Below are 12,715 nucleotides of genomic sequence, written 5' to 3' on the forward strand. Positions count from 1 at the left end.
CGTTTCCTTTCGTATTATTTAAGTTGTTTTTCTTTTCGCAGTTGCGCTTTAATAATTAATTCCATTCTTCTTAAACTTTCTTTTTCCATGTTCATACAAGCTTCTACCCACATACTTGTTATGTCATATAGTTCTTTCTTTTGAAGAGGAAATATTTTTTTTATACACTTGTAATGATTATAAATAAAATTGAAACTGTTTTTAGAGATATAGTTGATTACAGCATCTATTTCTGAACAATTATCATCAAAAGTCATATTTATTAATCCTTTTTGTTTTAGTTCTTTTGCTTTGTATACATCTCCACTATATAAAATTTCCATTGCAGATGAAAGGCTAATCTTTCTACACAAAAAGCTATAAGCTCCCATTCCTGGAAAGAGATGAAACTTATTTTCTGGTAGACAAAACCGTGCCTCTTCATTAGCAACAATAATATCATGTGCCATTACACATTCAAAACCACCTCCATAGGCATTCCCATTCACCAAGGCTATACTTAGGACAGGGAGCCCAAATGTATTTTGTATATTATAAACAGCATCAATACACAGATTAGCATATTCTGTAAGTGCGTCTCTATTATTTTCTTGAATATTTTTATAGAAAAAAGGTAAATCTCCTCCCATATTATATACTTCTTTATGAGAAGAAGCAGAAACTAAGTACTTTAATGGATACTTATTATCTGAAAACATTATATGAATATCTTTAGATAAATCTTGAAATTCTTTTAAAACTTCTATTGAAAAGTTTGGAATACCAGTGGTTGCAATTTTCCAAAACATCATTTCATACTCTGGATAATAAGCAACTTCAAAATTTTTATAAGTCTTAATCATTCTTTTTTATTTTAAAACTTTCCTTTAAAAAACTACATATTTGTTCTAAAGCAGCCATAGATGCTTGTGTATCTTTAAGGGCATTTAACACAATAAAATCATGAATAGTCCCTCCATATCTTGTAGAGATTACTTGAACATTTGCCATACGCAACTTCTTAGCATAAGCTTCTCCTTCGTCTCGTAACACATCGTATTCTGCAGTTATTAATAATGTTTTTGGAAGTTCTTTTAACTCTTCTATAGTTGCTTTTAAAGGTGCTACAGTTGATAGATTGTGAGTTTTCACATCTGGAGTATAAACTTCAAAAAACCATTGCATTGTTTCTCTAGATAAATAATGTCCCTTTGAAAATTGATGATAAGATGCTGTATTTAAATTAGTATCAGTAACCGGATATAATAGTACTTGTCCGCTTAACTTAAATTCTTTTCTTTTCTTTGTCATTAAAGCAATTACAGTTGCCATGTTTCCGCCAGCACTATCACCTCCTACAATAATTTTATTAGAATTTAAACCTAAATTTTTTCCAAATTTACTGATGTATAATGTTGCTAGATAAGCTTCTTCATTTGCAACTGGATACTTTATTTCTGGTGTTTTAGAATATTCAACAAAAACTACCGCCGCTTTAGCTTTATCTGAAATATCAGACATTAAACGCTTATGGGTTTCAAAACTATTATAAGCCCAACCTCCACCATGAAAATACATTAATACAGGTAATAACTCCTTATTATTTATAGGTTTAGTAATTATAACATTAACGTTTTTATTACGAAGCTCAAACGAATGTTTTTCAAAAGTTACTTTGCTGTAAGAAATTGAACTATCTCTTTGCATATTTTCCATTGCGTTTCTGGCAATGTTAATAGGCAGTTCATGAATTGGCGGACCATCATAAGAATGAATAACTTCTAAAAATTGTTGAACCGTAGGATCTAATCCATAACTTCCTGCTAGTTTAGCTTGAGCAAGAATACTGTATTGCAAAAAAGCAACACATAAGAAAATTATAAACCTCATTACTAAACTGTTTGGTGAATTAATCTTGCTTTCTTTTTTCTCTTAGGAATAACATATGAATTATAGATATACAACAATAAGAATGTTCCTAAATTGATACCGAAAATGATCAGTAGTGTGATTGGTTCATTGTAATGAGAAAAATTTGCTAAAGGCAGTAACCAATAAATTAAAACCCATTGAAGAATATAAAAAGGTGTGACATTTTTACTGCAATAGAATAATAATTTACTGATATAATTTTCTTTCGGAAGTAATAATTCTATTCGATAATAGACCCAAAATAATACTAATAAAATCCCCATTAATCCCATACTTCCTCCAGGACCTAAATGATAATAATCTCCGAAATGATATTCGTAATTATAATCACAAAGTAATTTACCAATGATTAAAAAAACTATTCCGAAATATAGCATCGGTTTAAATAAAGATTGATTAGCGTCTTCTGGTTTATCTTGATAGCTTAAACCAAAATATAAGCCTACTAAAATGAAAGATAACCAAGGAAATAATGGAAAATAAACATCAAAATTATTACCCCATAGTAAATTTAATATGTAATCGATTCCAGGAACTCCAAGTTGAAAGCCACTTACAACTTTAGACAGCCACATGATTATTAAAGCTAGAATGATTAATACATATTTATTTTTAATTAGAAATTTAAAAGAAAGTCCGATTAAGAATAATGAAATCCCTACCAATTGAAACATATCTCCTTTTAAAAAATAATTCCACATTCTATCTGGAGCATTAAGTGCTAAACCACTAGCTTCTACAAAGCTTTCTGGAAAACCTCCAAAAAGTAATAAAGGCACAATGAATCTTAGAAAATTTAAGACATAACCCAAAGCAATAATTAATAAAGCTTTCCTTAAAATACCATTTCTATTTGCATTTCTAGAAAAGGCAAAAGAAATTCCCATTACTATAAGAAATATAGGAGAACCTCTTTCTAGTAATTGTACAAAATTACCAGTAACAGTATTTTCCCAAGTTTCCATACTTGAATAAAGCATCATTACATGTACAGGTATCATCATCAAAACACTAAAGCCTCTAACGAAATCAACTCCTCTTACTCTATTTTGTTTTTTCATTTAATCTGATTTAATTTTTAAAATCCCAAGTCAATTTTTTAGACAATGGTTTTCTTCTTCTATTGCCCAATGCAATATTTTCTTTCAATTTTCCCATGAATAAGATTCCTAGAAACTGTTCTCCTTCTTCTAAAGGAATTCTTTTTCCGTATTCCATAGTTGCTGAAGCTGTATCCCAGTAACAACCGATATTCGCAGCAGTACAACTTAACCACATATTTTGAACTGCACAGGAAATTGCTGCAATTTCTTCCCATTCTGGAAGTTGTGCTCTTTTAGTAGGTTGAAAAATTACACCTAACAGTGTAGCATTTTTCGCATATTGCTTTGTAGATTGAAAACGCTCTGTAGAAAATTCTTCTTCAGTATATAGTTCTCGATAATATTTTGCCATAAACTCACCTAATGCTAATTTGTGATTTCCTTCTAAAACCACAAATCGCCAAGGTTGCGTTAATTTATGAGTTGGTGCCCATAATCCATTCGACACAATATTTTCAATAGTTTCTTTAGACAATTGTTCTTCAGAAAAATCGTATGCATATGTTGATCTTCTATCTTTAATCAGCTTAGTAACCGCTTCAAAAGTCATACTATATCGTTTCTAAAGATGGTTTTGATTTTGTTTCTTTTTTGAATTTCGCCAATGGATTTTCAAGGGTTCCTACGAGTTTTAAACTTTCAATAGGATCAGCTAAATTCAGCATTTGCTTAGTATTTCCTAATTGGAGTCTATTTAAACAACATCGATCAAATTCATCAACAAATAAATCGTAACACTCATACTTATCCATAAACTCCGGATGTTGCTCTTGATATTCATAAATACAATCTGCTACCAATTGCCAGAAGTTATATTCAGAAAAGTTGACATGAAGTTCTAATTGTTCTCCTAAGAATCTGAAAAAACAATCAAATACATCTGTGAAAATTGATAAAACTTTCATTTTATTTGAAGTCTCTGTGTACAATCTATCAACATGCTCTGGTAAATTCATTTCTTTATTGAAAACAATTACCTCTTCTGTGATGTCTTTCATCAAAACATAAACTGGAGTATCTTCTTCTAAAACTAATATTAAGTTTTCTCCGTGAGGCATAAAAACAAACTCATATTTGTAAAAACAATGGAGTAATGGTGCTAAATATGCTTTTAAATAACATTGAATCCAAGTTGTAGTTCCGTACGGAGATTTATCAATTAATCCTGCTAAAAGAGAATTATCTTCTGCATCTATATGTAATAGTGCAGCCATTGTTAACACTCTTTGATTGGAACTAATTTTAGTAAACGGACTTTCTCTCCACAATGCAGATAGCATTTTATTATGCGGATTTGTTTTTCCTAAAACTTCATAATAATGATTCTGATAACCAATAGTTGCAACTTCACCTAACATGGTAAATCCATTATTAGTTAAGTATTCATCTTCAGCAAGTAAATCGGTTATCCAAGTTGTGATTGGTGGCGTACTTTGCATATAATAAGGCGATAAACCACGCATAAATCCCATATTTAAAATCGACAAAGCTCCTTTTGTATACAACTTTTCTGGATTAGTTCTATTAAATAATGTTCTGAGGGATTGCTGTGCTGAATAAAAATCATCACTTTCACCAACTAAAACAATGTTTTTCTTGGCGATATCAGCTGCAAAAACATGGGTGATTTTGTTGGTCCATTGCCAAGGATGAACAGGCATTAAAAGATAGTCTTCAGTTTTTACATTAACTTCTTTTAAAATTTGGTTGAACTCATATACTTTTTTCTTTCCTAGTTCATTATTTAATAAACTTTCATATTCAAAACCTTTTACAGCGGTGTAAGTTGCATAGTTTTTATGAACAGCTAACCATAAAATTTTAAATGGTGTGTTTGCTTCCGGAGCATATAAATGATAGTCGTTGGTATTAAAACCTATCCTTCCGTTATTTGCTACAAAACAAGGATGACCTTCTGTCATTGCATGTTCTATTTCTTGAAAATTTTGAGTCGCAAGTTCTGTTGCTGAATATTTTTCGTTTGATAGTTTGTAGGCCGCGCCAAAAAGAGTGCTTGTTATTTCTTCTAAATAGGTGGCTAAAAACTTATCTGGAATTCCTAAAGTAAATTTAAATTCTGTGATAAAATGAATTGCATCTAAATCTAAATTATTTCCTTTTGCATCATTTTTTATGATACTATTTTTATAAATACTCCAATGATCTAAAAAGTTCTTTTTAGCTTCAAATTGATACTTGAATCTCTCACAATCAGTTTTAATTTCATAAACTGAATATTCACCTTTTTCCTTTATAAAACTTGGCTTTATAATAAGCTCATGAGCAAATTCACTGATTGCTTTTTTAATTAAGTTACGATTTACAATCTTCCAAATATGAGGCTGTAAATGTGCTATATATTGTGACATTTTATATCTTATTTATGGCTTTTTGAAATGATTCTCTTGTACAAAAAGCTAGTGAAGCTATTTTATGTGATAATTCTATATCCTTTTCATAAATGAAACCTGCTTTTTTGTTTAATACATGAATTTTTTCATTGTTCTTATCCGGTTCAACTACTACCCTTTCTACAAAAGGTAAGCTGAAAAAATATTCCATAACTGTAGAAAACACATGCCATGTAAATTGTGGAATTCTTTTCTCAACTGGAGCTACCAAAATGTGCATTCCATAATCATCTAACAAAGCATTATAATGATTTGAGATTTCATCTTCCGAAGCTTTGTAACGTTCCATAAGAAAGATTGGAACTTCATTTAATAAACCAATAAAAGTATGGTGATTTTTATTCTCTTCTATTTCTTGATAAGCTTGTTTTATTTCCGCTAAGGTTTGACCTAACATTCCCCAATACTTTGCATATGGTTTTGTTACCCACTCATAAAGAAAATTGATATCCTCTTCCAAATTGATAGGACGAATGCTCATTTTTCCTACATCAGGAATATCTTTCGAAAAAATTACTGTAGTAGTTGAAATCATTTCTATACAGTTTGTGTTTTGAATTGTGCTATTGGATTTTCTAAATCGCCTGCAAATTGAAGTAACGCTACAGGATCATCTAAATCAATCATTTGTTTATGATTATTTAATTGTAATCTGTTTAAACATGATAATTTAAAATCATCGGCAAACATGTCGTACTTTTTAAATTTTTCTTCTAATTCTGGAAAATGTAATTGATATTCTGTTACATTTTCTGCCACTAATTCCCAGAAACGTTCTTCTGAATAGTGTGCATGTTCAAATAAAATCGGAGCTAAGAATCTAAAAAATCCATCAAACATATCTGTGAAGATTGAAAGTAATTTTACATCTTCTGGTACAGGAGCATACATACGTTTTAAGTGCTCTGGTAATTCTATATCTTCACTTAAAATACAAGCCTCTTCTGTGATGTCTTTTAATAAAACATACACTGGAATATTATGTTCTAAAACTAAAATAATATTTTCTCCATGAGGCATAAACACCAAATCATAATAGTAGAAACAATGCAACATCGGACTTAAATATGCTTTTAAATATTTTCTAATCCAATCGTCGATTGAAATTCCTGAATCTTTTATAATTTCTGGTAATAAAGCATTTCCATGATGATCAATGTGGAGTAAAGCCGCCATAGTTATTGGCTTTTGATTTTTTGTTACAACTGAGTACGGACTTTCTCTCCACAATGATGCTAACATTTTGTTATAATCGTTATGTGGTCCAAACTCTTCAAAATAAGGATTTACATAACTTACGGATCCTATCTCACTTAACATTCTGAATCCGTTTTCTTTTATAAAAGAATCGTTGTACAATAAATTCTCCAACCAAACTGCCATCTTAGGAGCTGTTCCAAGATAATATAGTGGTAAACCTCTCATGAAGCCCATATTTAAGATTGATAAGGCAGATTTGGTGTAGAATTTTTGGGGATTAGTTATATTAAATAATGTACGAATTGATTGCTGTGCTAAATATTGATCTGGACTATATCCTAAGCAAATTAAATCTCCTTTAGCTACTTCTGGTGCAAAAATGTTTGCGAGCTTGTTAAACCATTGCCATGGATGAATCGGAATGAATAGATAATCTTCTGGTTGATATCCTTTTTCTAAAATTGTATTATTAAATTTAACAATAGTCGTTGCATCTAATTCTTGCTGAATCAATTTTTCGTAAGGCAAACTTTCTAACGCAGAATAAACAGCTTTACTTTTATGACCAGCTAACCATAATAATGAAAAAGAGTTTCCTGCTTCTGGCGCATACGAACGATAATCTGTACTATCGAAACCTATCCTTCCATTATTTGCTACAAAACCAGGATGACCTTCAGTCATGGACTGCTCTATGGTTTGAAAATCTGCTGTAGCCAATTCTTTAGCAGTAGGGTTTCCTTTAGTGATTTTATAAGCACTTCCGTATAAAGTACTAATAATTTCCTCTAAGTATACAGGCATTTTTTCATCTGCAATACCTAAAGCTTTTCTAAATTCTTTAATGAAAAAAATAGCATCTAAAGATACTTCTTTATCATTCTCAAACTTTTTAATTGAAAATTCATCAATTAAAAAATGATTCATAGCCATTGGTTTTCCATAAAATTCATATCGAATTTCTTTCTGATCGCCGTAAACTTTATAATGATGAAATCCCTTATCTAAATTAGAAATGATTTCTGGCTGTATTAGTAACTCGTGTGAAAACTCACATAAGGCTTTTTTTATTAATAATCGATTGGCTTGTTGCCAAACTTTTGGTTGTATATGTTGTGTTGATTGTTGTGGAGAAACCACATTATCTATAGTATTCATACTACTTCTTTTTGAAGGTAAAAGTGTTTTTATTTTTTGCTGATAATTTTGCTTTGTTAAAAAAGCTAATTGAGCAGTTTTGTGTGGTAATTCGATGATGTCACCAAGTTGAAAACCTATACGCTCACAAAGCGCAAACATCTTTTTATTTCGAATATCTGGCTCTACTAATATTCGATAAACAGAATCATTAGAAAAGATGAAATCCATGATTGCTCTAAACATAAACCAAGTAAAATTTGGTGTTTTACTTTTCGTTGGTGGAGCTACAATAATATGTACACCACAATCATTATGTTTAGCGTTATAAAACTCTCCCACAATATCTTGTTTAGGATCGTAACGTTCTAGTACAAAAGCAGGCTCATTATTATATTCTCCTACAAAAACATCATAATGTTCTGGTTTTGTCAATTTTTTATATTCTCTTTTTACATCCTTTAAAGTAGCATCTTGCATTCCCCAAAAAAAGGCATACTCTTTTGTTACCCAAGAATGTAAAAACTCACTATCAATTTTTATATCAAAAGGTCTTATGTTAATTTGACCGATTGAATTATATGTCTTTTTAAAAATTATTTTTTTCTTACTCATAACTTAAGTTTTAGCTAGTTCTTTATGAGTTATTCTTACTGATTTAAATACGAAGAAGTATAAAACGAGAGTAATAACAAACCCAACTAAGGCAATGGTAAATGGAATTTGTAAACTAAACTTATCTACAACAACACCTACACTTAATGAAGCTATTAATACTCCTAAATTTTGAAAAAAATGAATTTTACTGTAATCTAATGCATAAGAATCTGGCGTACTTAATTCGAATAAAAGAATATCAAATTTTACAACTCCTTGGAAAATTGCCCATCCGTAAATTATTCTTCCAATGATTACAAAAGCATCAGAAGGAATTCCTTGTAAAAAGAGTCCGATTAAAGCGATAGCTAATGCATTTACAATTCCTTTATAACCATTTTGAGTTTTTCTTTTGTTGTTAATCAATAGTGTAATTAAAGCTACAAAGCCAGGAATCGCGTAGATAGTTCCTGATATGAATTTAGTTTTATAAGCTGAAAAACTTTCCCAATACAGTGAAAAAAACGGTCTGATTAAGAAATCACTGAAATATAAAATCAGTGTTATTAATCCCAATTTCAAAATGAAACCTTTAGGAATTAATTTCTTTTCTGTCTTAACTTCTTCTGAAACGATTAATCCAGTTGCATACTTATCGCTTTTTAATAAATATCCGCTCATTCCCATCTGGATAAAATCTCCAGCGGCCATGATTAAAAAGATATTTCTAGGATCAATTAAATCTACTGTTAACCCTCCAATTACTGCGCCTAAAATTCCGCCCAAATGAACAACAACTGACAATAATCCAATAGTTTTTGGATGTTCTTCTTTTGTAATTATTTTTAAAATATAAGGATATACTAAAAGATAACTTCCTTTAAATAAAATCATAATTAATGAGACAATCCAAAACAGAAGATAAGAACTGGTATAAAAGCAATACAAAGCTAAAATCCCAGCTATAAACTGAGTATAAACCAATATATTTAACTCTGAAACTTTCTTAGACACATAAGCCCAAAAAGGAAAAGCAATCATTACCATGAAGCAAATAGCAGCGAAGTAATAACCAACCATTTCTGGATCTTTTACACCAAAACGTAATTCAAAAAATTGTGGGTAAAAAGGATGTAACAAATAATCACTGACGACAGCAACTAAAGTCATTAAAATCAAAAAGTTTTTTAATTTCATTTGTTTCAATCTTTACTATCACTTCTAGTGAAATTATTCTCCATTGTATTACGAATAATTTCACTAGAAGTATTCATTTTCACTAATTGTTCTCGATACATTTTTACTTCTGATTTCGACTCCACTCAATCTTCAGAAAAAAATACTCGAACTGACATCTATAATTTATAGTTAGTGACTCATTACGCTCTTCATGATTTCTTCTTCTTGACTCACACCAAACTGTTGAAAAGCAATTTTACTCTCGATAGGGTAATATTCTACTCCTGTCATTTCTTTAATGATGTATGAGTTTCTGTAGGCTGCCATTCCTAAATCTGGAGTTACAAAACCATGAGTATGTAATTCTGCATTTTGCACAAAAATTTCGTTACCATTTTTATCTACACTATAATTACGTGCTACATCAAAACGCTCTTTTGCGTCCCATTGAATTCGATCTGAAATTCCATTTACAAATTCTGGTAATTGGTATGAATATCCTGTTGCCAAAACCAAACCTTCAGTTTTGTGTTGGAAGTATTTATTCTGTTCAATTTGATGTAATTCTAATTGAACTGTATTGTCTTGCAGTTTAGTTTCAATAAGTTCAGTATTTGTTCTTAAAGAAACTTTCAACTTATCTTCTGCAACTACTCGTTTCGTATATAAAGTATCGTGAATTGCAGCTATTAAATCACTGTTTATTCCTTTGTATAAATGTTTCTGATTTTTAATTAAATCGTCTCTTTTTTCACTAGGTAAATCATAAAAATAATCTACATATTCTGGAGATGTCATTTCTAATGTCAACTTAGAATATTCTAAAGGAAAGAATCTTGGAGATCGTGTAATCCAATTCAATTCATAACCAATTGTATCTGCTTCTAGTAATAGATCGTGAAAAATTTCAGCAGCACTTTGCCCGCTTCCTAAAACCGTAATTTTCTTTTGTTTTTGTAAACTTTCTTTATGATCTAAATATGTTGAAGAATGAACAGCTTTTCCTTTTAGTTTTTTACAACATTCTGGAATATAAGGTGGAGTTCCAGTTCCTAAAACTAACTTTTTAGCTTTATAAATTTTTATTTCTTGTGTTTTTGTACATCTTGCTGTAACTACATAAACTTTCTCTTTCTCATCATAATCGATATGAGTTACATCTGTATTAAAATGAATATTTTTTAGTTTGCTAATAGCCCATTGACAATACTGATTGTATTCATTTCTTAGTAACAAAAAGTTTTCTCGAATGTAAAAAGAATACATTCTTCCTTTCTGTTTGATATAATTTAAAAAACTAAATTCATTTGTAGGATCGGCTAATGTTACCAAATCTGCCATAAAAGGAATTTGTAATGTGGTATCTTCTAACAACATTCCTGGATGCCAATCGAACTTTTCTTTTTTATCTAAAAAAATACCATTCAAATTTTCTATCGGCTCAGTTAAACAAGCCAAACCTAAATTAAAAGGTCCTACTCCAACTGCTATAAAATCTGCTACATGCTTACTCATAATAATTCGGTTTTTGGTTGATATTGTTTTCCTGTTTCTTCAATCATTTTCACAATATTTAATAGGTTTTCTATTGTGTTTTTAGGATTAAGAAGTGTAAATTTTAAATAGATATTTCCGTTTAACTTTGTACTTGCTACAGAAGCTTTTCCTGATGTATATAGTTTGTTCTTAATGTATAAATTCACATCATCGTGAGTAGGTTCGTGTGCTGCTTCAGAATTTTTATAACGGAAAACAACAGTACTTAATTCTGGAACATGAGCTAATTCAAAATTCGAATTCTCATTTAAATGCATGTACACTTGTTTTGCCAAATCGTGTACTTCCTCTAAGTATGAAGCAATAGTTTTTGTTCCTAAAGTTTTTAAGGTTAACCACACTTTTAAAGCGTCGAATCTTCTAGTTGTTTGAATTGATTTTTCAATTAAATTCGGCCGCTCTTTGTCTTTATTTTCTAGCGGATTTAAATAATCTGCGTAATACGACACATATTGAAAATGTTGCTTATTCTTTACTAAAAAAGCACTACAACTTACAGGTTGGAATAACGTTTTGTGAAAATCGACAGTTACAGAATCTACCATTTCCATTCCTTTAAAATGATGTTTATGTGTTTCAGTTAAAATGTAACATCCACCATATGCGCCATCTACATGCAACCACATGTTTTGCTCTTTCGCAATTTTCCCTATAGTTTGTAATGGATCAAAACTTCCGTAATCCGTAGTTCCTAATGTAGCAACAACTGCAATAGGAATATTTCCTTCTTGCTTGGTTTTCTCAATAGCTACATATAAAGCTTCAGTATCCATTCGCATTTTTTCATCTACTTTAATAGGAATTACAGCATCGTAACCTAAACCTAATAAAGCTGCATTTTTTTGAATACTGAAATGTGATTTCTCAGAACAGAAAATCTTGAATTTATTTACTTCTTCAGACCATCCGTTTTGCTTAATATTGATTCCATAATTCTCGAAAGCGTAATGATCTCTTGCCATTAACAGCGCCATAAAATTCGATTGTGTTCCTCCACTTGTAAATACTCCGTCTGAGTTTGTATTAAAACGGAACTCATTACAAATCCAACGAATTACTTCTTGCTCTATAAACGTTGCCGAAGTACTTTGATCCCAAGTTTCTACAGCTGTATTTACTGTTGTTGCTATAAGTTCTGCAATAATAGACGGTAATGTAATTGGACAATTTAAATGCGCTACATAATTTGGATTATGAAAACGTATTGCATGATTTATATATAAATCATTAAGTTCTTGCAAAGCTTTATCAATTGATTTTGAATCATCAATATCAACTAATCGAGCTTTTAATTTATTCTCATGAATTTCTTCGAGGTTGTCTCCTTTGTAGAATTTTCTTGTGCCTAAAAACTTCTGAATATAACCTAAAGTCTTTGAAACATAATCTTCATATAACTGTAAAGATTCATCGTTAAACAAGTAATTATTTAATGATAATTCTTTAAAAGGAGGAGCTTCATTTACAAACATTATTTTTATTTAGTCTTAATAATGATGCAAAATTATTTATAGATTTAAAAAAATTAGTGACGAATTAAGGATTAAAAAAGACGTGATTATGAACTACAAATATTCTAACTCTACAGGAAAAGGTTTTACAATTATTCCTTTTAAATTT

Annotated in this window: 10 protein-coding genes; all 10 read right to left on the reverse strand. The window is 30.2% G+C overall.

The window, feature by feature from the left end; genetic code table 11:
• Nucleotides 1-14: 14 nt before the first annotated feature.
• Nucleotides 15-842, reverse strand: a complete 828-nt coding sequence (locus ACSIGC_RS07940) for a crotonase/enoyl-CoA hydratase family protein (protein ID WP_442267590.1) — start codon at nucleotides 840-842, stop codon at nucleotides 15-17.
• Complete coding sequence (locus ACSIGC_RS07945) at nucleotides 835-1,869, reverse strand: alpha/beta hydrolase (RefSeq protein ID WP_442267591.1); 1,035 nt, start codon at nucleotides 1,867-1,869, stop codon at nucleotides 835-837. The genes ACSIGC_RS07940 and ACSIGC_RS07945 overlap by 8 nt, the downstream gene beginning before the upstream one ends.
• Before the next feature lie 2 nt (nucleotides 1,870-1,871).
• Nucleotides 1,872-2,972: a heparan-alpha-glucosaminide N-acetyltransferase domain-containing protein gene (locus ACSIGC_RS07950; RefSeq protein WP_442267592.1), complete on the reverse strand. Its 1,101-nt coding sequence runs from the start codon at nucleotides 2,970-2,972 to the stop codon at nucleotides 1,872-1,874.
• Between the two features lie 10 nt (nucleotides 2,973-2,982).
• Nucleotides 2,983-3,564 (reverse strand): nitroreductase family protein, encoded by a 582-nt coding sequence (locus tag ACSIGC_RS07955; protein WP_442267593.1) that lies wholly within the window; start codon nucleotides 3,562-3,564, stop codon nucleotides 2,983-2,985.
• 1 nt (nucleotide 3,565) lies between these two features.
• The gene (locus ACSIGC_RS07960) at nucleotides 3,566-5,383 is read right to left on the reverse strand and encodes an IucA/IucC family protein (RefSeq protein WP_442267594.1); all 1,818 of its coding nucleotides are present in this window, start codon (nucleotides 5,381-5,383) and stop codon (nucleotides 3,566-3,568) included.
• A gap of 1 nt (nucleotide 5,384) precedes the next feature.
• Nucleotides 5,385-5,960: a GNAT family N-acetyltransferase gene (locus tag ACSIGC_RS07965; protein ID WP_442267595.1), complete on the reverse strand. Its 576-nt coding sequence runs from the start codon at nucleotides 5,958-5,960 to the stop codon at nucleotides 5,385-5,387.
• 2 nt (nucleotides 5,961-5,962) lie between these two features.
• Entirely contained in the window at nucleotides 5,963-8,377 is a 2,415-nt protein-coding gene (locus tag ACSIGC_RS07970; protein ID WP_442267596.1) for a GNAT family N-acetyltransferase, read from the reverse strand.
• A 3-nt stretch (nucleotides 8,378-8,380) separates the two neighbouring features.
• Nucleotides 8,381-9,556 carry an MFS transporter gene (locus ACSIGC_RS07975; protein WP_442267597.1) on the reverse strand — a complete coding sequence of 392 codons (1,176 nt, stop codon included), beginning with the start codon at nucleotides 9,554-9,556 and terminating at the stop codon, nucleotides 8,381-8,383.
• Between the two features lie 171 nt (nucleotides 9,557-9,727).
• A complete protein-coding gene (locus tag ACSIGC_RS07980) occupies nucleotides 9,728-11,053 on the reverse strand; it encodes a lysine N(6)-hydroxylase/L-ornithine N(5)-oxygenase family protein (RefSeq protein ID WP_442267598.1) in 1,326 nt (441 codons plus the stop codon).
• Complete coding sequence (locus tag ACSIGC_RS07985; protein ID WP_442267599.1) at nucleotides 11,050-12,567, reverse strand: pyridoxal phosphate-dependent decarboxylase family protein; 1,518 nt, start codon at nucleotides 12,565-12,567, stop codon at nucleotides 11,050-11,052. The genes ACSIGC_RS07980 and ACSIGC_RS07985 overlap by 4 nt, the downstream gene beginning before the upstream one ends.
• Nucleotides 12,568-12,715 lie beyond the last annotated feature (148 nt).

This window comes from Tenacibaculum aquaeponti, assembly GCF_052084715.1.
GTDB lineage: Bacteria > Bacteroidota > Bacteroidia > Flavobacteriales > Flavobacteriaceae > Polaribacter.